This is a genomic window from Rhizobium sp. 05N49, assembly GCF_056396805.1.
In genome coordinates this window covers 28,087-48,991 of the sequence record NZ_JBFTME010000020.1, presented here as the reverse complement: position 1 = coordinate 48,991, position 20,905 = coordinate 28,087, and the positions used below count along the sequence as shown (strand labels likewise).

The 20,905-nt window shown below is 59.4% G+C and carries 19 protein-coding genes and 1 tRNA gene; 14 read left to right on the top strand and 6 right to left on the bottom strand.

The genetic code is table 11. The annotated features are described in order from the left end of the window. Positions 1-82: 82 nt before the first annotated feature. Positions 83-2,035: an acetoacetate--CoA ligase gene (locus AC1DF8_RS29110; RefSeq protein WP_183848022.1), complete on the top strand. Its 1,953-nt coding sequence runs from the start codon at positions 83-85 to the stop codon at positions 2,033-2,035. Positions 2,036-2,312: 277 nt separating this feature from the next. On the opposite strand, the gene AC1DF8_RS29105 is transcribed toward AC1DF8_RS29110, so the two are convergent. After that, positions 2,313-6,035, bottom strand: a complete 3,723-nt coding sequence (locus AC1DF8_RS29105; protein WP_478156025.1) for an ATP-binding protein — start codon at positions 6,033-6,035, stop codon at positions 2,313-2,315. Positions 6,036-6,250: 215 nt separating this feature from the next. On the opposite strand from AC1DF8_RS29105, the gene AC1DF8_RS29100 reads away from it, so the two are divergent. The 5 genes from AC1DF8_RS29100 to AC1DF8_RS29080 all read left to right on the top strand — a co-directional run bounded on the left by AC1DF8_RS29100 (position 6,251) and on the right by AC1DF8_RS29080 (position 8,176). Next, positions 6,251-6,700, top strand: a complete 450-nt coding sequence (locus AC1DF8_RS29100; RefSeq protein ID WP_018115083.1) for a phasin — start codon at positions 6,251-6,253, stop codon at positions 6,698-6,700. 131 nt (positions 6,701-6,831) lie between these two features. After that, positions 6,832-6,908: transfer RNA gene (locus AC1DF8_RS29095), tRNA-His, on the top strand. Between the two features lie 224 nt (positions 6,909-7,132). Continuing rightward, positions 7,133-7,372, top strand: coding sequence for a helix-turn-helix domain-containing protein (locus AC1DF8_RS29090; protein WP_018115082.1), 240 nt, complete (start codon positions 7,133-7,135; stop codon positions 7,370-7,372). Between the two features lie 111 nt (positions 7,373-7,483). Next, a complete protein-coding gene (locus AC1DF8_RS29085) occupies positions 7,484-7,921 on the top strand; it encodes a DUF4174 domain-containing protein (protein WP_478156023.1) in 438 nt (145 codons plus the stop codon). A 30-nt stretch (positions 7,922-7,951) separates the two neighbouring features. Continuing rightward, the gene (locus tag AC1DF8_RS29080; protein ID WP_478156021.1) at positions 7,952-8,176 is read left to right on the top strand and encodes a hypothetical protein; all 225 of its coding nucleotides are present in this window, start codon (positions 7,952-7,954) and stop codon (positions 8,174-8,176) included. Here AC1DF8_RS29080 and AC1DF8_RS29075 read toward each other — a convergent pair. Both AC1DF8_RS29075 and AC1DF8_RS29070 read right to left on the bottom strand, forming a co-directional pair. Continuing rightward, positions 8,124-9,005: a LysR family transcriptional regulator gene (locus tag AC1DF8_RS29075; RefSeq protein ID WP_478156019.1), complete on the bottom strand. Its 882-nt coding sequence runs from the start codon at positions 9,003-9,005 to the stop codon at positions 8,124-8,126. The genes AC1DF8_RS29080 and AC1DF8_RS29075 overlap by 53 nt on opposite strands. Beyond that, complete coding sequence (locus AC1DF8_RS29070; protein WP_112969822.1) at positions 9,002-9,316, bottom strand: putative quinol monooxygenase; 315 nt, start codon at positions 9,314-9,316, stop codon at positions 9,002-9,004. Before AC1DF8_RS29070 ends, AC1DF8_RS29075 begins: the two co-directional genes overlap by 4 nt. Before the next feature lie 172 nt (positions 9,317-9,488). Here AC1DF8_RS29070 and AC1DF8_RS29065 point away from each other — a divergent pair, with 172 nt between their 5' ends. From AC1DF8_RS29065 to AC1DF8_RS29030, 8 genes are all read left to right on the top strand, one after another. Continuing rightward, positions 9,489-10,985 carry a CoA-acylating methylmalonate-semialdehyde dehydrogenase gene (locus tag AC1DF8_RS29065; RefSeq protein ID WP_113015372.1) on the top strand — a complete coding sequence of 499 codons (1,497 nt, stop codon included), beginning with the start codon at positions 9,489-9,491 and terminating at the stop codon, positions 10,983-10,985. A gap of 197 nt (positions 10,986-11,182) precedes the next feature. Beyond that, a complete protein-coding gene (gene rirA, locus AC1DF8_RS29060) occupies positions 11,183-11,656 on the top strand; it encodes an iron-responsive transcriptional regulator RirA (protein ID WP_018115077.1) in 474 nt (157 codons plus the stop codon). A gap of 350 nt (positions 11,657-12,006) precedes the next feature. Beyond that, positions 12,007-13,602, top strand: coding sequence for an ABC transporter substrate-binding protein (locus tag AC1DF8_RS29055; RefSeq protein ID WP_018115076.1), 1,596 nt, complete (start codon positions 12,007-12,009; stop codon positions 13,600-13,602). Between the two features lie 85 nt (positions 13,603-13,687). Next, a complete protein-coding gene (locus AC1DF8_RS29050; protein ID WP_112541478.1) occupies positions 13,688-14,692 on the top strand; it encodes an ABC transporter permease subunit in 1,005 nt (334 codons plus the stop codon). A 9-nt stretch (positions 14,693-14,701) separates the two neighbouring features. After that, positions 14,702-15,592, top strand: coding sequence for an ABC transporter permease subunit (locus AC1DF8_RS29045; protein WP_112541477.1), 891 nt, complete (start codon positions 14,702-14,704; stop codon positions 15,590-15,592). Between the two features lies 1 nt (position 15,593). Then, complete coding sequence (locus AC1DF8_RS29040) at positions 15,594-16,445, top strand: ABC transporter ATP-binding protein (protein WP_112541476.1); 852 nt, start codon at positions 15,594-15,596, stop codon at positions 16,443-16,445. Beyond that, a complete protein-coding gene (locus AC1DF8_RS29035; RefSeq protein ID WP_478156015.1) occupies positions 16,445-17,287 on the top strand; it encodes a dipeptide ABC transporter ATP-binding protein in 843 nt (280 codons plus the stop codon). Before AC1DF8_RS29040 ends, AC1DF8_RS29035 begins: the two co-directional genes overlap by 1 nt. Before the next feature lie 42 nt (positions 17,288-17,329). Then, on the top strand, positions 17,330-17,866 hold the full coding sequence (locus AC1DF8_RS29030) for a gluconokinase (RefSeq protein ID WP_478156013.1): 537 nt from the start codon (positions 17,330-17,332) through the stop codon (positions 17,864-17,866). Here AC1DF8_RS29030 and AC1DF8_RS29025 read toward each other — a convergent pair. The 3 genes from AC1DF8_RS29025 to AC1DF8_RS29015 all read right to left on the bottom strand — a co-directional run bounded on the left by AC1DF8_RS29025 (position 17,856) and on the right by AC1DF8_RS29015 (position 20,732). Further along, complete coding sequence (locus AC1DF8_RS29025) at positions 17,856-19,103, bottom strand: NAD(P)/FAD-dependent oxidoreductase (RefSeq protein WP_478156012.1); 1,248 nt, start codon at positions 19,101-19,103, stop codon at positions 17,856-17,858. The genes AC1DF8_RS29030 and AC1DF8_RS29025 overlap by 11 nt on opposite strands. Positions 19,104-19,179: 76 nt before the next feature. Then, positions 19,180-19,683, bottom strand: a complete 504-nt coding sequence (locus AC1DF8_RS29020) for an isoprenylcysteine carboxyl methyltransferase family protein (RefSeq protein WP_478156010.1) — start codon at positions 19,681-19,683, stop codon at positions 19,180-19,182. After that, positions 19,680-20,732, bottom strand: a complete 1,053-nt coding sequence (locus AC1DF8_RS29015) for a type III polyketide synthase (protein WP_112541472.1) — start codon at positions 20,730-20,732, stop codon at positions 19,680-19,682. Before AC1DF8_RS29015 ends, AC1DF8_RS29020 begins: the two co-directional genes overlap by 4 nt. Positions 20,733-20,905: the final 173 nt, after the last annotated feature.

Below are 20,905 nucleotides of genomic sequence, written 5' to 3'. Positions count from 1 at the left end.
CAACGCGCAGCGGATCGGGCCGTTGCACACTTTATAATGCAATGCAGCATGATATAAGTTCTGCATTGGGGAGGAGGATTGAATGCAGGAGAATCAGCCGCTTTGGCAACCCACGGAAGATGGGATCGAAAATAGCCCGATCCATGCCTTCATGCAGCGCTGTGACGCAGACTTCGGTCTCGGCCTGAAAGGCTTTGAGGATCTGCATGCCTGGTCGATTGCCGATCGGGAAAATTTCTGGTCGGCATTGTGGGATTTCTGCGGCGTGAAGGGAGAGCGCGGCGCGGATATTCTCGTTCACGGCGACCGCATGCTGGAAGCGCGCTTCTTTCCTGGGGCGCGCCTGAACTTCGCCGAAAACCTGCTGAGCGGAAGCGGGCAGGGCGATGCCATCATTTTCCGCGGCGAGGACAAGGTCGAAGACCGCTGGTCATGGGATCGGTTGCGCGCGCTTGTATCACAGCTCCAGCAGGGCTTTCGCGTGCTCGGCATCGGCGAGGGCGACCGTGTTGCCGCCATGATGCCGAATATGCCGGAAACGGTAGCTGCCATGCTGGCGGCAACCTCGATCGGCGCCATCTGGTCGTCCTGTTCTCCGGATTTCGGCGAGCAGGGTGTCCTGGACCGTTTCGGCCAGATCGAGCCGAAGCTGTTCATCGCCTGCGACGCCTATTGGTACAATGGCAAGCTGCAGGACGTGAAGTCGAAGGTGGCAAGTGTCGCAAAGAGCCTCGGCGTGCCGACGCTGGTCGTCCACTATGCTGGCAACGCGCAAGACGTTGCGAGCGAAACCGCCGGCGGCGTGACGCTTTCGGAGTTCATCGCTCCCCACGAACCGAAGCCGATCGACTTCGTGCAACTCCCCTTCGCTCATCCGGCCTATATTCTGTTTTCTTCGGGCACGACAGGCGTACCGAAATGCATCGTGCACTCGGCCGGCGGCACACTGCTCCAGCATCTGAAAGAGCATCGCCTGCATTGCGGATTGCGGCCGGGGGACAAGCTTTTCTATTTCACCACCTGCGGCTGGATGATGTGGAACTGGCTGGCGAGCGGGCTAGCCTCCGGCGCCACGCTCTGCCTCTTCGACGGGTCGCCTTTTGCGCCTGATGGCAACGTGCTCTTCGACTACGCCGCCAAGGAGAAATTCGCGATCTTCGGCACCTCGGCCAAATATATCGACGCAGTACGCAAGAGCGGACTGACGCCGCGTGTGAGCCATGATCTGTCGAGCCTGCGGTTGATTACTTCAACAGGTTCGCCACTGTCGCCTGAAGGTTTCACCTTTGTCTATGAAGGGATCAAGGAAGACGTCCAGCTTGCCTCGATTTCCGGTGGCACGGACATCGTGTCCTGCTTCGTGCTCGGCAATCCGCTCCAGCCCGTCTGGCGCGGTGAGATCCAGGGGGCGGGCCTCGGCCTTGCCGTCGACGTCTGGAATGACGAAGGCAAGCCGGTCCGCCGGGAAAAGGGCGAACTGGTCTGCACCAAGGCATTTCCGTCAATGCCGGTCATGTTCTGGAACGACCCAGATGGCGCCAAGTACCGCGCCGCCTACTTCGAGCGCTTCGACAATGTCTGGTGCCACGGCGACTTCGCCGAATGGACCGAACATGGAGGCCTCATCATCCATGGCCGTTCGGATGCGACGCTCAATCCCGGCGGCGTGCGCATCGGCACGGCGGAAATCTACAATCAGGTCGAGCAGATGGAAGAAGTGGCCGAGGCGCTCTGCATCGGCCAGGACTGGGATGACGATGTGCGCGTCATCCTCTTCGTCCGCCTCGCCTCCGGCGTCGCCTTGGGTGAAGATCTGATCAAGGCGATCAAGACCCGCATCCGTGTCGGCGCTTCTCCCCGCCATGTGCCCGCCAAGATCATTGCGGTGGCAGATATCCCGCGCACCAAGTCCGGCAAGATCGTCGAACTTGCCGTGCGCGAGGTTGTCCACGGCCGGCCGGTGAAAAATCAGGAGGCACTCGCCAACCCCGAAGCACTCAAGCTTTTTGCTGGACTGGACGAACTGAAGGTCTGATAGCGGCTGCTAAACTACAAGCTTTTGCCGTTGATCAATTCCGCGTACTGGAAACCTTTCATTAAGAAAGGTTTGTCAAAGGTGAAGCCAACTTGGAGACCATACATGAAGAGATGGTCTGGAACCGCGGTTCCCGAAACATGACGTTCTCAGACTAAGCTCTTGTTTTACCAGCACCAACTCTCGAAGGCAGCCATCGGCTGCCTTTTCTTTGGCGAGCGTTTCCAGAAGAGACGCAAAGCGGGTCTGCGTTTGAAATTGCGCGGAGAACGAGGCTTTAACCCGCCAGCACACGTTGTGACGGAAAAGTGATCTCCACCAGCGTACCCTCATTCGGCGCAGAATTGATCGAGAAAATCGCCCTGTTGGCATCGACCATTGCCTTGGTGAGCGGCAGGCCGAGACCGGTGCCGTCGCCGCGATGACGCGACTGCGTGGAGGACACCTGCCGGAATGGCTTCATTGCCTGGTCGAGTTCGCTGCGCGTCATGCCGATGCCGGTATCGCGCACCCGCACCGCCACGCTGCCGTTCGTCTCATAGGATGTGGAAACGACGATCTGCCCGCCTGATGGCGTGAAGCGGATGGCGTTCGACAGGATGTTCAGTGCGATCTGCTTGATCGAGCGCAGGTCGGCGACCACATCCGGAACCGATTGCGATAAGGCGGTGCGAATGATGACTCGCTGGCTGTTTGCCTGCGGCTGCACCAGTGCCACTGCTTCCGAGATCGCTTCGTTGAGGCCGACGGAGGCGAAGTCGAGATCCATCTCACCCGCCTCGATCTTGGAAATATCGAGCAGGTCGTTGACGATATCGAGAACATGGCGGCCGGAACGGCCGATGTCGTTTGCATATTCGATGTAGCGCGGATGGCCGATCGGCCCGAAGCGCTCGCTCGCCATCATGTCGGAAAAGCCGATGATGGCGTTGAGCGGCGTGCGGATTTCATGGCTGACGCGGGCAAGGAAATCCGTCTTGTGGGCATTGGCGGTTTCGGCTGCGCCCTTGGCATTGCGCAGCTCATCCTCGGTGCGCTTCCACTGGGTGATATCGCGGATGACGGCGCAATAACCGTTGGAAGAGGTCAGTTGCCCCATGGTCATGAACAGCGGCACGAAGCCGCCTGCAGCCTCGCGACCGATCACCTCGCGCCCATCATTCAGCACGCTTGCGACACCGTGGCCGGAAAGCCCGTGCAGATAGTCGAGCACCGCTTTCTGGCTCTCATGGGCAAACAGCATGACGAAGGGTTTGCCGCGCGTTTCCTGTTCGTCGTAGTTGAAGAGGGCGCTTGCCGAACGGTTCATCGAGCGGATATCGCCTTCCGTGCCGATGACCACGACGCCATCGGTCGCCGTCTCCAGGATCGAGCGCAATTCCTCCACCTCGACCTGCAGTTTGGCGACCTTCTCCACCATCCGGTCGGTGCGCTGGTCGAGGCGGATAACCTCGCCTTTGCCTTCTTCGCGGCTTTCGACCGGCATCAGCGCCAGCATCAGGGCGTTGGAATCTTCCCAGCGAACCGATTGCAGGCGGGCCGTGACCGGTACCAACCTATCATCGGCTTTGACGAGCATCATCGTACCCGTGCCGTTTTCGAGGTCGTGGCGCTGCAGCAGTGCGTCGATGCCGCCTACTTCGGAGAGGGCTTCGACGGAATTATAGCCCGTCAGCCGCATGAACTCCGGATTGCCATGGATCAGCTGGTCGCCGGCATGGATCAGTACCGCAACAGGCAGCAGATCGACGGTCGCAGCCGAAAGCCCGTCCGTCATCTTCACGCGCGGCGGAATGAAGCTGGTCAAGACTTCGATCTGGCTGACCGTCTCTTGCAGACCTTCCGTCACCTCGTCTTCCGCTTCAGCTGCAGGAATTTCTTCCACTTCGGCGGCAGCCTCTTCCGCCAGCGGTTCTGCCGCGGCTTCGTAGATTGCTTCCTGAGGTACTGTCGGTTCGAAGACGGAAGGCTGGTTAACTGTCTCTTCTGGGGCGGATGCCTGTTCGGCATCAGGCTCCGGCTGCGGCGGCGTGACCGGCTCGTCGTTGCGCGCGCCGAAGGCCTCGAGGCGCTTGGCGATTTCACGGAAATTTGCCTGCTCGGCAGCCGTCAGACCGCTGCCCGCACTGTGCAACTGTACGATCTTGTCGGTGAAGCGGCGGCTCGGCGTCTCGGAAAGACGCAGCGCTGGCGGCTCGTCCTGCCCGTCGCGCGGCTCGTGACGATGCTCGGCAACTGGCTCGGCGGCAGATTGCTCCTCGTCGACAGGTTCCGAAGCAACCGTCTCTTCCGGGACGGTTTCTTCTTCTGCTGCTTCCACTTCCGAGCCGGTGTTTTCGTCGACGGCAGCTACTGCATCTTCGCCCTGTGGCGCAGCCTCGGCAACCTCGTCAGATTGCTCTCGCGGCAGTTCAGCCTCTTCCGGCACCGTTTCGTTGGCCGGTCCAAGATAGGAGGCATCATGGCCGATGCCGTCTGGCCCCAGCGTCAGTCCGAGCGCCAGAGGATCTTCCTGCGCGTCCGACAGACGCACCACCCCGAAGCCGCGGAAACCATCGAAGTCGCGGTTGCGTGTGTAGGTCGGCAGGGCGGCAAGATCGACCGGTACGACGAGGCTCGTGCCCTCGATCGGCCAGTAGATCGTCTTGCCGGACCAGGTGTCGCGACGTGCCAGGGCCTCGGAGAGCTTTGATTCCGGATCGAGGTTGAAGAGGGCAGCGATGTCCGAGAAAGCGCTGCCGATGATGTTGCTCGCGTGCGGGCCGACAGCTTCGGCGAACTCATGCGAAACTTCGCTGAAACGGCCTTCCGCATCGATCTTCCAGACGAAGCGGGTGGCGCGGCTGTTCGGCTTGAAGACGAAGCTGCTTTTCAGGGCGCTGTCAGGCTCATCCGGAACCACGGGTGCTGCCGCGAAGTTTTCGGCGACGGAAGCGGACGGCTCGATCTGTTCGGCAACCGGAGCTTCTGCATCTGTCTCCACGGTTGCTTCGGTTGCAGCAGACGCCTCGATCGGCTGCTCCATCTGCCCGTCGGTATTCTCGACGTCGACTTCAGGACCGGAAACGCCTTCATCCACCTGCGGCTCGGCTTGGGCTTCGATTGCTGCCGGTTCGCTGACCTCGACTGGGTCCTCCGTCTCGCCGGTAATGTCTTCCAGCGTTTCCTCGACTTCTTCGATGCCGGAAACGGCATCGATCGCCTCGGCTTCGGTAAAGCCGGCCGCAGGCGCCGCGACACCAGCGATATCAGCCACTGCGGTTTCTGCCGGTGGAATTTCCTGCGGCGCAGGCTCTTCGACATTGGCGGAGGGCTCGATCGGGTCGAGATGACCGATTGCCGTCTCGACGGCGAAGAGAAGATGGAGTGCGGGCTCGTCGTTGAGTTTGCCGACGGCAGCCGGCAGATAACCACGACCGGTTGCGACCGGTCGCTTCACCAGCCGGTCCGGATGGGCTCCGGCAAGCGTGATGAGTGTCCTTGCCGCCTGCTGAGTGATGCCGAGCGAGGCGAAACCTGGCGAAGCGGCTATGACGTCACCTTCGGCCCCGATCACCGCCATATGCGTGTCCGGATCATCGAGTCCCTGCAGCATCTGCGCAGCGCTTGCGCCCGCTGTCAGTGGACGAGTGGAGACCGGGACGGAAAACAGGATTGCCTTCTCGCCCGAGGCGAGACGGATGAGCTCCGATGAAGCCGGAGCCTGAACGCGCTGGAAGCCCTTGGCGATGCGGATGACAAAGGTTTTCTGGTCGCCGACTTCGCTGAGCTGGCGGGCAGTCGCTTCGAGCTGGCGAAAGGTGATATCGGCGTGGCTGATGCCCTGGTCGAGCAGATCATAGACCGCAGTATGGCCAAAAAGCTCGGCTCCCGCACCGTTTGCCCACAGCAGACGGGAAAGGTCGCCCGAGAACAGGACCATGGCCTCGCCACGCGAAAATCGTTCACGAACCCGCGCATGAACGGCAATATCGATGAACGGATACTGGACTGCGGGCATGATCGAACCTGTCGCTTTCGGCCTCTTCAAATTAACTGCTTATTAATAACTGCAGGTCTGCGACCGGTCCAGAAGAGCCGGGAGCTTTCGGCCGGAAAGGTTAACGTATTGTGCGTCGCACAATAATGTTGCAATGCACAACGGAATGCCTTATATAAGATCCATCCAATTTATCGCGGGCAGGAGCTTTGCCCATCTTAAAGGAACGCGATCCGATGGCTACCATAAAGACCGATGACGTTTTTTCAATTGCCTCTTTCGACCCGAGCAAGCTGGCTGAGTCCTTCCGTGACTTCGCCGAAAAGGGTGCTCAGCAGTCCAAGGAAGCCTATGCCAAGCTGAAGTCTGCAGGCGAAGAAGCCGGCAAGACCTTGGAAGCAACGGTGCAGACCGCGCAGGCCGGCAGCGTTGAAATCGGCCTCAAGGCGATCGACGCGCTGCGCGTCAACGCCGAAAGCTCGCTCTCCCACATGGAAGCGCTTCTCGGCGTCAAGTCCGTCGCCGAATTCTTCGAGCTGCAGACCTCCTTCCTGCGCAAGCAGGCTGAAGTGACCGTCGAGCAGGCGAAGGCGCTGCAGGAAACCACCAAGCAGGTTGCCGAGAAGGTTGCAAAGCCTTCCAAGGAAGCAGCTGAAAAGGCCATGGCATCCTTCAAGGTTGCCTGATCGACAATCGCCATATGCAATAAAGGCTGGACCGCGTGTTTGGCCTTTTTGTATATTGAAGGCAAATCGGGGCTTGAATTAAAGTTCAAGTCCTCGTATGTGACCCCCGTCGCGCCGAGCGCGGCAATTGTGCGGTTGTAGCTCAGTTGGTTAGAGCGCAGGTTTGTGGCACCTGAGGTCGGAGGTTCGAGACCCCCCAACCGTACCATTCTCTCCCATAAGTAGGTATTCCTGTTCGGCAGTGCACGGCATCGGCGCTTTTTGACGTCAAAATGATGCCTCCTCGCATTTTGCTATTGCCGTTAACATTAGTTTACCTATTTATGTGCGGTGCGATGCAGCAATTGCCCAATGTTTTCGTTGCGTCGCGAAATGCTGGCGGCTTGCCGCCTGGGGGTAGGGACAGTCCACCGAGGCATTAAGGAGAATTTGATGTCCATTTCTGTTCAGAATATAGAGGAATCGACCGCTGTTTCCCCGATCGACGTGGCAGCTGCGGTTAAGGGCGCACGCAGTGCGGTTGGCTACAGTATTGAAGACCTCGCAGTGACCTGCGGTCTGGCCAATGGCGAAATCCTCGAAATTGAAAACGGCGAAAGCACCGATCCCGCAAAGCTGAGGCGTATTGCTGCAGCCCTGCAGGTTCCGATTTCTGCGTTTCTGCATATCTGACGTAGCGACGGGGCCGATCAGCAATTTCTGATCGGCCGTCGTCCCTTTTAAAGCAACATGGTTGGAACTCTTGCGGCTCCCGCACCGTTCACCGGTGACGGGAGTATATGTATGTCCAAGACCCTTCTTTACGGCGCAACGAAGATCGACGAGACCAATGCGGCTTACGCAGCCGTCGCCAGCCTCGAACAGTTCCAGTGGAAGAACCGCGTCTTCGTTGTGATTGCCGACCGGGATAATTCCCGCGCAGCACGACAGGAAAACCAGTTACTTGCCGATCGCGATGCGCTCGACGAACGCGATATGGTCGTCCTCAAGCTCGTTGGATCGAGCATAAAACCGGTCTTCGGAAGCAGCGACGGGCTGGATGGCGAAGCGCTCCGGAAAGAACTCGGTGCGCCTGACCTGGGTGAATTCGCCGCCTTCCTGTTCGGCAAGGACGGCACGGTGAAGCTGAACGTCAGCGAGCCGATCACATCATCGGAACTTTTCGCCATCATCGACAGCATGCCGATGCGCGCTGCCGAAGCCGTCAGCCAAGATAAATAACCGGATATTGTTATCGTAAAGGAGCCGGCCATGTCCGTCCCGAACGAACCCATTCCCGACCACCCGCCGATGCCTTCACCGGGCTGGAAACCGGTGCCGCCGATCAAGGAGCCGGAGCCTGACCGGTTGCCGGATGAAACACCGCTTCCCAATCCTGATGAGAACGAGGAACCGGCGAAGCATCTTCGAACCAGAAAAGGCTTCAAAGGAAGATTTGCCTCTCCTCGTCGACGAGTTCCTGCAGGAAGTCGATGACGCTGCGCACGCGCACAAGATCGCGTGCGCTTTCGTGATAGGTCGTCCAATAGGCGCGGCGAATGGAAACCAGCGGCAGGATTCGTACGAGTTCCTCATGCTGCCGGGCGATATAGTCATGCAGAATGCCAATCCCCGCACCCGAGCGCACGGCCTCCGTCTGGCCTATCGCCGTCGAGATCTCGAAACCCGCGTCCCAGCTGCGCATCACTTCGCCCGAAAAATTCAAGGAAGCAGTGAAGATCAGGTCTTCGACGTAGCCGATGCGCGGATGCGCTTTCAGGTCATCGATATCGCCGGGCTTTTTGTGTTGCGTCAAATATTCCGCCGATGCGTAGAGCCCAAGCGTGTAATCGGTAAGCTTGGAGGAAACCAGCCGGCCCTGTTCCGGTCGTTCCAGCGTGATGGCGATATCCGCTTCGCGTTGAGACAGCGAAAAGGAGCGCGGCACCGGCACCAGCTGGATCTTCAGTGCCGGATGGCGCTCGATCAGCCTGCCCATGCGTGGCGCAAGAAAAGAAACACCGAAGCCGTCAGGCGCGCCGACGCGCACCGTTCCCGCAATGGCCGTATCGGTGTGGCCGAGATTGGCCTGCGCGGCGAGCATTTCTGTCTCCATCCGTTCTGCCGAGGCAAGGAATATGTCGCCTTCTGCGGTCAGCTCRCACCCATTTGTGCGGCGGATGAAAAGACGTGTCTTCAACGCCTCTTCCAGCGAGGTCAGCCTGCGCGAGAGCGTGGCGTGATTGAGCCCCAGCCGCTTCGATGCGGCTAGGATTTGCCCTGTGCGGGCGACGGCCAGGAAAATTCGTACGTCATCCCAGTTCATGGTTTTGAGCGCATCGCAATCGGATCGACGTCGATCAGCGTCAGCGATGTCACCATGCCTGATGTCTCCTTCTTGTATTTGAGGAAATGCGGCGTCTGCAGATGAGCCTCGTATGCGTCCCGGTCGGCGTAGACCTCAAGGATACGGATTATGTTCGGATGATCCTTGATGGAGACGGCATTCAGAGAAAGGACACCGTCTTCCAGCGCGACTGATGCCTCGATTTCCTCGATCAGCAGCGCCCGGTAGGTTTCGATCGTATCTGGATCGATCTCCAGCTCCGCCATTCTGACAATAGGTTTCTCACTCATCGGTTCGATCTTCCCTTTGACTTGTTCCTATGTGGTGCCAGTTTTGTAGCAGGAGCACTCACTGCAGTCGTAGAACTACAATTTACGCACAACGGTTGCTTATTATAGCGCATTGATTTGTGAAAATTGAAGTGCGATTGTTGTGCGATCCAGAATATCAGGAGGAATACCCATGCGTGAGATTGGTCATTTCATTGGCGGCAAGAAGGTTGCCGGCACCAGCGGCCGCACCAGCGACGTCTTCAATCCGGCGACCGGCGAAGTGCAGGCAAAGGTGGCGCTCGCAAGCGTCGAGGAACTGCGCGCCGCCGTTGCAAACGCCAAGGCCGCGCAGCCGAAATGGGCTGCCACCAACCCGCAGCGTCGTGCACGCGTCTTCTTCAAGTTCGTCGATCTCCTGAACCAGCACATGGATGAGCTTGCGACGCTGCTCTCCAGCGAGCACGGCAAGACGGTCGAGGATTCCAAAGGCGATGTGATCCGCGGCCTCGAAGTCTGTGAATTCGTCTGCGGCATCCCGCATCTTGCCAAGGGCGAGTTCACCGAAGGTGCCGGTCCTGCGATCGACATGTATTCGATCCGCCAGCCGGTCGGCATTGGCGCGGGCATCACGCCCTTCAACTTTCCGGGCATGATCCCGATGTGGATGTTTGCTCCGGCGATCGCCTGCGGCAATGCCTTCATCCTGAAGCCCTCCGAGCGCGATCCCTCTCTGCCGATCCGCCTTGCCGAGCTGATGATCGAGGCTGGTCTGCCGGCTGGCATCCTCAACGTGGTCAACGGCGACAAGACTGCCGTTGATGCGATCCTCACCGATCCCGATATTGGTGCCGTCTCGTTCGTCGGCTCCACGCCGATCGCCCGTTACGTCTATGGAACGGCTGCATCGAACGGCAAGCGCGCGCAGTGCTTCGGCGGTGCCAAGAACCACATGATCATCATGCCCGATGCCGATATGGACCAGGCCGTCAACGCCCTGATGGGCGCCGGCTACGGTTCGGCCGGCGAGCGCTGCATGGCCGTCTCCGTTGCCGTCCCGGTCGGTGAGGAAACTGCCAACCGCCTCGTTGAAAAGCTGGTGCCGAAGATCGAGTCCCTGCGCATCGGCCCTTACACCGACGACAAGGCCGACATGGGTCCCGTCATCACCAAGGATGCCTATAACCGCATCCAGGGCCTGATCAGCAAGGGCATCGAAGAAGGCGCCAAGCTCGTCGTCGATGGTCGCGATTTCAAGCTTCAGGGTTATGAAGACGGCTATTTTGTCGGCGGCTGCCTGTTCGATCACGTCACGCCCGAGATGGACATCTACAAGACCGAGATCTTCGGACCGGTCCTCTCGGTCGTCCGCGCCCATAACTATGAAGAAGCGCTGTCCCTGCCGATGAAGCATGAATACGGCAACGGCGTTGCGATCTTCACGCGTGACGGCGATGCGGCCCGCGACTTCGCCTCCCGCATCAATATTGGCATGATCGGCATCAACGTTCCGATCCCGGTACCGCTTGCCTACCATTCCTTCGGCGGCTGGAAGGCTTCGAGCTTCGGCGACCTCAACCAGCATGGTACGGATTCCATCAAGTTCTGGACCCGGACCAAGACTATCACCGCGCGCTGGCCCTCGGGTATCAAGGGCGACGCCGAATTCGTCATGCCGACGATGAAGTAAGGCTAAAGAGACCTGAAATCAGAAATTGAGGGCCGAGAGGCCCTCTTTTTCTTTGATTGTAGTTTCGCGGTTTTCACAAGGCTGAAGCCAGCGGCAATCGGCCTCAGTTAAGCTGAATGTGAATTTCATATTTTGGAATTGTTCAAAACTGCGAATGCCACTATATACCCCTTGCAAAGACGATTCAGGAGATTGGCATGCGGTTGACGAAGCAGACCAACTATGCGGTTCGCATGTTGATGTATTGTGCAGCCAATGAAGGACAGTTGAGCCGGATCCCGGAGATTGCCAGGGCATATGGTGTTTCCGAGCTCTTCCTGTTCAAGATCCTGCAGCCTCTCAACAAGGCGGGCCTGGTCGAAACCGTGCGCGGCCGCAACGGCGGCGTGCGCCTTGGCAGGCCGGCGACTGATATCAGCCTTTTCGATGTCGTGAAGGTCACCGAAGACAGCTTCGCCATGGCTGAATGCTTTGAAGATGGTGCCATCGAATGCCCTCTGGTGGACAGTTGCGGCCTCAACTCTGCGCTGCGCAAGGCGCTGAATGCTTTCTTCGACGTGTTGACCGAATATTCGATTGACGATCTGGTCAAGGCGCGGCCGCAGATCGGTTTTCTGCTTGGCCTCACCGGTGATCTGCGCAAACCGGCTGTTCCGGCACCAGCTGCCTGATATCAGAATTATTCCGATTGCCTTATGAACCACGGTCGCTTTCGATGGCCGTGGTTTTTTTGTTGGCGCTCACGGAGTAGTGATATATCAGGCCGGCTTGAAACCGCTTTCAAAGCCGTTTCGCGACGCGAAATTATACCAAAAGCGACGGGAATCGGATGAAATCTGCCTCAATCTTGCAAATTTTGGCCTATTTTTGACCGAAAATTTCTAAAATTGCTTTTCTGGAAAAATTTTCTGCGGATGCCGTTGCTTTCAGCAAATAAATATCGTTCCATCGGCCCGCTGATCGGGGTAATGAGCTCCCGATCTCTAAAGATCAAAAAAGAACAAACCTGGGAAACGACATCATGAAAAAGTTCTCTGTCCTGCTCGCAGCGACAGCCCTGGCTTCGGTCATGGCCACCGCCGCGTATTCCAAGACGCTTGTCTACTGCTCCGAAGGATCGCCGGAAGGCTTCGATCCGAGCCTCTACACGGCGGGCACGACCTTCGACGCGTCTTCGCGCACGGTTTACAGCCGCCTCGTTGAGTTCAAGCACGGTGGTACGGAGATCGAGCCTGGCGTCGCCGACAGCTGGACGGTTTCCCCGGATGGCAAGGAATATACGTTCAAGCTGCATCCTGGCGTGAAGTTCCAGACGACCGATTTCTTCACCCCGTCGCGTGATCTGACCGCTGACGACATCGTCTTCTCCTTCGAGCGCCAGATCAAGTCCGACAATCCGTGGAACAAGTATGTCGAAGGCGGTTCCTACGAATACGCTGCCGGCATGGGCTTCCCCGATCTCATCAAGTCGGTCGAGAAGGTTGACGACCTGACGGTCAAGTTCACGCTGAACCATCCGGAAGCGCCATTCCTGGCTGACCTCGCGATGGACTTCGCTTCCATCGTTTCCAAGGAATATGCCGACAAGCTCGCTGCTGACGGCAAGATGGCCCAGTTCAACCAGCAGCCGGTCGGCACGGGCGCYTTCACCTTCGTCGCCTATCAGCCGGATGCCGTTATCCGCTACAAGGCCAACGAAGCCTATTTCAAGGGCAAGGAAAAGATCGACGATCTCGTTTTCGCGATCACCCCCGACGCTGCTGTTCGCGCCCAGAAGCTCAAGGCCGGCGAATGCCACCTGATCCCGTATCCGAACGCAGCCGACGTTGCCGAGCTGAAGAAGGACACGAACCTGACGGTTATGGAACAGCCGGGTCTGAACGTCGGCTTCCTCGCCTACAACACCCAGCAGGCTCCGTTCGACAAGCCGGAAGTTCGCCGCGCGCTGAACATGGCGATCAACAAGCAGGCGATCATCGACGCCGTTTTCCAGGGCGCAGCCCAGGTTGCCAAGAACCCGATCCCGCCGACCATGTGGTCCTATAACGACAAGGTCGAGGACGACAAGTACGATCCGGACGGTGCCAAGAAGGCTCTCGAAGCCGCTGGCGTCAAGGATCTGTCGATGAAGATCTGGGCAATGCCGGTTTCGCGTCCGTACATGCTGAACGCTCGCCGCGCCGCCGAACTGATGCAGGCCGACTTTGCCAAGATCGGCGTCAACGTCGAGATCGTCACCCATGAATGGGCTGAATATCTGAAGCTCTCCTCCGATGTGAAGCGCGATGGCGCCGTCATCCTCGGCTGGACCGGCGACAACGGCGACCCGGACAACTTCATGGACACGCTGCTCGGCTGCGACGCTGTCGGCGGCAACAACCGCGCTCAGTGGTGCAACAAGGACTACGACGCTCTGATGACCAAGGCCAAGCAGACGGCTGACGTTGCTGAGCGTACGAAGCTCTACGAAGAAGCACAGGTGATCTTCAAGAAGGAAGCTCCCTGGGCAGCACTCGACCACTCGCTGGTTTTCGTACCGGTCAGCAAGAAGGTGTCGGGCTTCTTCATGGACCCGCTCGGCATTCACCGCTTCGACGGCGTTGATATCGCCGAATAAGAAAAATGATAAACTGCCCGGCAAAACCGGGCTTGACCGGCGGTCAGGTTCTACCTGACCGCCGGAAACTATTGGACAACCTGCTATGTTGCGATTTTTCATCGGGCGCCTCGCAGTCCTGATACCGACCTTCCTAGGCGTTTCGCTCATTGCCTTCTCGTTCATCCGCCTGCTTCCTGGCGACCCCGTCATGCTATTGTCGGGCGAACGTGTCATGGCACCCGAACGTCATGCACAGATCATGCACGATCTCGGTTTCGACCGGCCCATGTATGCGCAGTATTTCGACTATCTCGGAAAAGTGCTGCATGGCGATCTCGGCACCTCGATCGTCACCAAGCGCCCTGTACTCGGCGAGTTCTTCACGCTTTTCCCGGCAACGCTCGAGCTGTCGCTCTGCGCCATCCTGGTGGCCGTCCTTCTCGGCGTGCCGGCGGGTGTCTTTGCAGCCGTCAAACGCGGCACATGGTTCGACCAGGGTGTAATGGGTGTTGCCCTCATCGGCTATTCGATGCCGATCTTCTGGTGGGGCCTGCTGCTCATCATCTTCTTCTCCGGCTATCTGGGCTGGACGCCGGTCTCCGGCCGCATCTCGCTGATGTATTTCTTCAAGCCGGTCACCGGTTTCATGTTGATCGACAGTCTTCTGTCCGGCCAGAAGGGCGCCTTCGCCTCGGCCGTCAGCTATCTCATTCTGCCGACCGTGGTGCTTGCCACGATTCCGCTTGCGGTGATCGCCCGCCAGACCCGCTCGGCCATGCTCGAAGTGCTCGGCGAGGACTATGTGCGCACGGCCCGCTCCAAGGGTCTCGCGCCGCTCCGTGTCGTCGGTGTTCATGCACTCAGAAACGCCATGATCCCTGTTATCACCACGATCGGCCTGCAGGTTGGCGTGCTGCTCGCAGGCGCCATTCTGACCGAGACGATCTTCTCCTGGCCGGGTATCGGCAAGTGGATGGTCGATGCTGTCTTCAAACGCGACTATGCAGTCGTCCAGGGTGGTCTCCTCTTGATCGCCGGCATCATCATGCTGGTGAACCTGATCGTCGACCTGGCCTACGGCTTCATCAATCCGCGTATCAGGCACTAGGAGCGGTTCATGAGCACGGTTACTGCAAAATCCGACCAGCCCTCCGGCCTCACGGAATTCTGGTACTACTTCTCGCGAAACAAGGGCGCCGTCATCGGCCTCTTCGTTTTCCTCATCATCCTTCTGCTGGCGATCTTCGCACCGCTCGTCTCCCCGCATGCGCCGAACGAGCAGAACCGCCAGCTCCTGCTCTCCGTCCCTTTCTGGATGGATGGCGGCAGCTTCTCCTATCCGCTCGGCACGGATGCCGTCGGCCGCGATATCCTGTCGCGTCTGATCTTCGGCGCACGCTTCTCGCTGTTCATCGGCGTCGTGGTCGTGACGCTGTCGGTGGTTGCTGGCGTTCTGATCGGCCTCGTTGCCGGTTATTTCCGTGGTCGCGTCGATATCGTCATCATGCGCCTCATGGATATCATCCTGGCCTTCCCGTCGCTGCTTCTGGCCCTCGTGCTCGTTGCGGTTCTCGGGCCTGGCCTGCTCAATGCCATGATCGCGATCTCGATCGTCAACCAGCCGCATTTCGTGCGCCTGACGCGCGCTGCCGTCATGGCCGAGCGTGAAAAGGAATATGTGGTCGCCTCCCGCGTCGCAGGCGCCGGCACGTTCCGGCTGATGTTCAAGACGATCCTGCCGAACTGCCTGGGACCGCTGATCGTCCAGGCGACGCTTGCCTTCTCCGCGGCGATCCTCGATGCCGCCGCCCTTGGCTTCCTTGGGCAGGGCGCCCAGCCGCCGACACCCGAATGGGGCACGATGCTTGCCGAAGCCCGCGAGTTCATTTCGCGCGCCTGGTGGGTCGTAACATTTCCGGGTCTTGCCATCCTGATTACCGTTATCGCCATCAACCTGATGGGCGATGGCCTGCGTGATGCGCTTGATCCCAAGATGAAGAGGTCCTGAGATGGCGCTTCTCGAAATCGAAAATCTCGTCGTCGAATTCCAGACCTCGACCGGGCCTTTCCGCGCCGTCGACGGCGTCTCGCTTAAGGTCGATGCCGGCGAAGTTCTGGCGATCGTCGGCGAATCCGGCTCGGGCAAGTCCGTCTCGATGCTTGCTGCCATGGGCCTTCTGCCCTGGACGGCAAAGGTGACGGCCGACAAGATGCTCTTTGACGGCCAGAACCTGCTCGGCATGTCCGGCGCCAAGCGGCGCGAGATCATCGGCAAGGATATGTCGATGATCTTCCAGGAGCCGATCGCCAGCCTCAATCCCTGCTTCACGGTCGGCTTCCAGATCGAGGAAGTGCTGAGAATCCATCTCGGCCTCGACAAGGCGGCCCGCCGCAAGCGCGCGATCGAGCTTTTCCAGGCGGTCGGCATTCCCGATCCGGAAGAACGGCTCGGCCATTTCCCGCACCAGATGTCGGGCGGCCAGTGCCAGCGTGTCATGATCGCCATTGCAATTGCCTGCAATCCGAAGCTTCTGATCGCCGACGAGCCGACCACCGCGCTCGACGTGACCATCCAGAAGCAGATCCTCGATCTGCTGATGCGCCTGCAGACGGAACATCGCATGGGCCTGATCATGATCACCCACAATATGGGCGTGGTTGCAGAAACGGCCGACCGGGTGATCGTTCAGTACAAGGGCCGCAAGATGGAAGAGGCCGATGTTCTCTCGCTCTTCGAATCCCCGAAGAGCGATTACACGCGGGCCCTGCTTGCAGCACTTCCCGACAATGCGACGGGCGACCGGCTGCCGACCATCGGCGAACTTTTCAATCCGAACAAGACTGTGGAGGGAGCGGCCTGATGACGCCAGTCCTCGAAGCAAAGAACATCGTCCGCGACTATTACCTGCCGGGCGGCATGTTCAAGAAGGCGAGAACGGTCCATGCCGTCAAGGGCGTGAGCTTCTCCGTCGAGCAGGGCAAGACGCTGGCAATCGTCGGCGAAAGTGGTTGCGGCAAGTCGACGCTCGCCCGTATCGTAACGATGATCGACCCGGCAACCTCGGGTGATCTTCTGATCGACGGCAAGAAGGTCGATATCTTCAAGGGCGACCTGACGCCGGAAATCCGCCGCAAGGTCCAGATCGTCTTCCAGAATCCCTACGGATCGCTGAACCCGCGCAAGAAGATCGGCGATATCCTGATGGAGCCGCTGCTCATCAACACCAATACGCCGGCGGCCGAACGCCGCGATCTGGCGATGGCGATGCTGAAGAAGGTCGGCCTGCAGGACGTCCACTTCAATCGCTATCCGCATATGTTCTCGGGCGGCCAGCGCCAGCGTATCGCGATTGCCCGCGCGCTGATGCTGAAGCCGCGCCTCCTGGTTCTCGACGAGCCGGTTTCCGCACTCGACCTGTCGGTGCAGGCACAGGTGCTGAACCTGCTCGCCGACCTGCAGGACGAGCTGAACCTCACCTATGTCTTCATCAGCCACGACCTTTCGGTCGTGCGCTACATGGCGGACGAAGTGATGGTGATGTATTTCGGGGAGGCGGTGGAATACGGCACGCGGGAACAGGTTTTCAACGACCCGCAGCACAACTATACCAAGACCTTGTTTGCAGCGACGCCGCGCGCGGATGTCGAAACGATCAGGGCGCGTCTTGCACGCAAGAATGCTGCGTTGCCTGCGGCTTCATAAACCCGTAGGCATTCCACGCAGCAACGATGAGCGAGATCAGCGATGACCGAGAATAACGGAACCCTCCATGCAGTCATCGTCATGGGTGTCAGTGGTTCCGGCAAATCCTCGATCGGCGAAAAGATAGCGGCAGGCCTCGGCCTGCCGTTCGTCGAAGGCGACGCGCTGCATCCCGCTTCCAATGTCGAGAAAATGTCGAAGGGTATTCCGCTGACCGATGAGGACCGGATGCCTTGGCTCGACCGTATCGGCGAGACGATGAACGCGTCGCTTGCCAAGGGCGAAGGCATCATCGTCTCCTGCTCTGCGCTGAAGCGTATCTACCGCGACCGTTTGCGGGCGGCAGCTGGCGACAACCTTTATTTCGTCTATCTCGAAGGCTCGAAAGAACTGCTGACGGATCGTATGGCGCACCGCAAGGGTCACTTCATGCCGACGTCGTTGCTGGAAAGCCAGCTGCAGACACTGGAAGTGCCGACAGGCGAAAAGGGTGTCGTAACCGTCGATATCGACGATACGATCGAGGATATAGCGGCGAAGGCCCTGCAGGCTCTCGCCGCCATTGGCATTACGGGTTGAACCGATTGGGCGAATAGGCCGCGATATTGATGAACGGCGTCTCTCCGGTCATCAGTTCGGCCAGCACGCGTCCGGTCACCGGCCCGAGAGTCAGCCCATGATGGGCATGGCCGAAGGCAAACCACAGGCCCTGATGGCGTGGTGCCTTGCCGATGATGGGCATCATGTCAGGCGTGCAGGGCCGTGCACCCATCCACGGTTCCGGATCCAGCCTCTCACCCAACGGAAATATCGTCCGCGCTACGGCTTCGGCCCGGTCGAGCTGCACCGGCGTTTTCGATGCCTCCAGCGTTGCGAATTCGGCCCCCGTCGTCAGGCGCACGCCACGGTTCATCGGGGCCAGGAAGTAGCCGCGCTCAGAATCGAGCGTCCAGTTGTTGAGCACCGCATTGCCTTGCACACCGTAGTGCATGTGATAGCCGCGCTTGACGCCGAGCGGGAAGGAATAGCCGAGACGGCGCGTTGCGACGGCTGCCCAGGGACCGAGCGCCAGTACGGCATCATCGGCCTCCAGCGAGCCCTCTGACGTCATGATCTTCCAGCCGGATCCGACCGGCCCGAGCGATGCCGCATCGCCGGTCAGGAACCGGCCGCCGAGGCTTTCGAAGTAACTGCGATAGGCGCGTGTCAGCGCATGCGGATCGAGAACCGACCAGGGATCGACCCAGCGCAAACCGCCAACGAAATTCCCTGTGATGCTCGGCTCCAGACGGGCAATATCGGCAGATGTCAGGCTCTCGTAGCTGACACCGAACTGATCCTTCCAGCCGGCAGCTTCCACGAAGGCCTCATCGCGCTTGGCCTCGGTGCGGAAGATCTTCATCCAGCCGTCCCTGCGGATCAGAGCCTCGGCATGCGACGCCTCGATCAGGTCCTTGTGCTCGATGATCGAATTCTCGATCAGCGGCGCATAGGCCTTGGTAATCATCTCGTGCCGCTTCGGATTGGAGTTCCACCAGTAGCGGGCGAGGAAGGCGAGCTGGCTCGGCAGTGCCTTAAGGTGATAATGCGCATCGATACGGTTGTTCAGCGCATAGCGCAGCAGCAGCCCGAGCTGCTGCGGAAAACCGTAGGGCATGACCCCTTCACGCTGGATCAGGCCGGCATTGCCGAAGGAGGTTTCGTTACCCGGCTCCCTGCGGTCGATGAGCGTCACCTGCCGACCGCGGCGTTGAAGATGAATGGCCGTCGAAACCCCGACGATACCAGCGCCGAGCACGATTGCGTTTTTGGTCATTTTCGCCTGCATTCCACTGCATTTTGAGAGCTAAAATGCCCATCTCGATGCGGCGGCGCAAACGAAAAATCGCATTTCATTTCAAAATCATTGCGCTTTTCAGTGCGGCATTTTCAGCCCTGATGCGCACCGTCAGGATGGCGGCATTGAGGAGTGAAAAGACCAGCGCATAAAACGGCATGCCGAAGGCAAGAGGCAGGGCTGCGATCTCGCCTGTCACGATCATGTAGTTGGGGTGTTTGAAGAAGCGGTAGGGGCCGCCTTCGACGAGCGGGGCGCCAGGCAGGATGATGATGCGCGTCGTCCAGCGCTCCCGGAGCGTCGCCAGCACCCATAGCCGCAACACCTGCAGCAGCATGAAAACACAGAACCAGAAGAACTGGATCGGCTGTCCCGCCGCCAGCATCCAGAGCCCGACGAGCCAGCCCGTATGGAGCGCCACCATATAGGGGTAATGGTCGGGCGCGATCTCGCGCGCTCCCCTTGCAAAGAGTGCCAGCGTGTTTCGGCGCGCTATGACGAGTTCGAAGAGCCTCTGGGCGGTCACGAAGGTCAGGAGAGCGATGGAAGGCCACATCATGCGACCCTCCGCAATGTTACGCAGCTTGCCGTAAATCCCGGCCCCATGGCGATCATAGCCGCCCGGTCGGGCAGGCCTTTGTTGATAGCGCGCTCGAGAACGAAGAGCACTGTCGGCGAGGACATGTTGCCGTAATCTGCAAGCACCGAACGCTCGATGTCGAGCGTATCGGGCGCCATTGAAAGCGTGCTCTCCATCGCAGTCAGCACCTTGGTGCCGCCGGGGTGACAGATGAAACGGTCGATATCGCCGCGCTTTAGCCCACTGCGCGCCAGAATGCCATCGATTGCCGGGCCGAGTTCCTTTTCTGCGAAAGGCGGTAGTCCCTGCGCCAGCAGGATGCCGAGCCCGGTATCGTCGATCTTCCAGCCCATGATATCGAGCGTATCGGGAAACAGGTGATCGCCGGCCGATTCCACTTCCGCCACGCCGCCTTCGCCCGATCGCAGCACGCAGGCTGCAGCCCCATCGCCGAAAAGCGCTGTGGCGATGATGTTCGGTTTGGTCAGCTCGTCCAGACGGAAGGCGAGCGTGCAAAGCTCGATGGCGACGAAGAGCACGACAGCACCCGGGCGGCTGCGCGCCAGCCGCGAGGCGATGCCGAAACCGGAAACGCCGGCAGCGCAGCCGAGACCGAAGACGGGCACGCGCTCGATATCCGCGCGAAACCCGAGCCGGCCGGCGAGCCGCGCATCGAGGCTGGGCGTAGTAATGCCGGTGGAGGAGACCGTCACCACGCAATCGACCTGATCGACGGTTAGCCCGGCCTGATCAAGCGCGCGCTTTGCCGTTGCAACGAACAGCGCACCGGCGACCTCTTCATAGGCTTCCATCCTGTCTTGCCAGCCATGCGTCTCTTCGAACCAGGAGAGGGGGCGGGCGGCATGACGCTTTGCGATGCCGGCATTCTCGAAGACGCGCGCGAGGTGACGGAATTCCTTGAAGCGGTCGGCGAACAGGCGGGCCGAGGCTTCGGCAGCCTGGCTCTGCGGGATGATATGGTCTGGAACTGCGGTGACAAGACTTAAGAGTCTAACGGATTGCGACACAATATTCTCCTTGGTCGTTCCCGGCGGAACAAGCGGAAAACACGCCGGCTGGCGAGTTTATTCGACTTGATGCATTTCACGAAGCAGTGATCCGAAAAATTCTGGAGACGGCCGAATAAAGCTGCTGGCAGCGGTGTTCACTCCTCGCAACGTCATTTTCCGAGGAGTTATCC

Coding starts and splice junctions, on each gene's coding strand:
- AC1DF8_RS29025 (WP_478156012.1), bottom strand. CDS start 19,103: ATGACCAAAAACGCAATCGTGCTCGGCGCTGGTATCGTCGGGGTTTCG.
- AC1DF8_RS29070 (WP_112969822.1), bottom strand. CDS start 9,316: ATGAGTGAGAAACCTATTGTCAGAATGGCGGAGCTGGAGATCGATCCA.
- AC1DF8_RS29080 (WP_478156021.1), top strand. CDS start 7,952: ATGTCCGTCCCGAACGAACCCATTCCCGACCACCCGCCGATGCCTTCA.
- AC1DF8_RS29045 (WP_112541477.1), top strand. CDS start 14,702: ATGAGCACGGTTACTGCAAAATCCGACCAGCCCTCCGGCCTCACGGAA.
- AC1DF8_RS29090 (WP_018115082.1), top strand. CDS start 7,133: ATGTCCATTTCTGTTCAGAATATAGAGGAATCGACCGCTGTTTCCCCG.
- AC1DF8_RS29110 (WP_183848022.1), top strand. CDS start 83: ATGCAGGAGAATCAGCCGCTTTGGCAACCCACGGAAGATGGGATCGAA.
- AC1DF8_RS29050 (WP_112541478.1), top strand. CDS start 13,688: ATGTTGCGATTTTTCATCGGGCGCCTCGCAGTCCTGATACCGACCTTC.
- AC1DF8_RS29040 (WP_112541476.1), top strand. CDS start 15,594: ATGGCGCTTCTCGAAATCGAAAATCTCGTCGTCGAATTCCAGACCTCG.
- AC1DF8_RS29030 (WP_478156013.1), top strand. CDS start 17,330: ATGACCGAGAATAACGGAACCCTCCATGCAGTCATCGTCATGGGTGTC.
- AC1DF8_RS29035 (WP_478156015.1), top strand. CDS start 16,445: ATGACGCCAGTCCTCGAAGCAAAGAACATCGTCCGCGACTATTACCTG.
- AC1DF8_RS29065 (WP_113015372.1), top strand. CDS start 9,489: ATGCGTGAGATTGGTCATTTCATTGGCGGCAAGAAGGTTGCCGGCACC.
- AC1DF8_RS29020 (WP_478156010.1), bottom strand. CDS start 19,683: ATGATGTGGCCTTCCATCGCTCTCCTGACCTTCGTGACCGCCCAGAGG.
- AC1DF8_RS29085 (WP_478156023.1), top strand. CDS start 7,484: ATGTCCAAGACCCTTCTTTACGGCGCAACGAAGATCGACGAGACCAAT.
- AC1DF8_RS29105 (WP_478156025.1), bottom strand. CDS start 6,035: ATGCCCGCAGTCCAGTATCCGTTCATCGATATTGCCGTTCATGCGCGG.
- rirA (WP_018115077.1), top strand. CDS start 11,183: ATGCGGTTGACGAAGCAGACCAACTATGCGGTTCGCATGTTGATGTAT.
- AC1DF8_RS29100 (WP_018115083.1), top strand. CDS start 6,251: ATGGCTACCATAAAGACCGATGACGTTTTTTCAATTGCCTCTTTCGAC.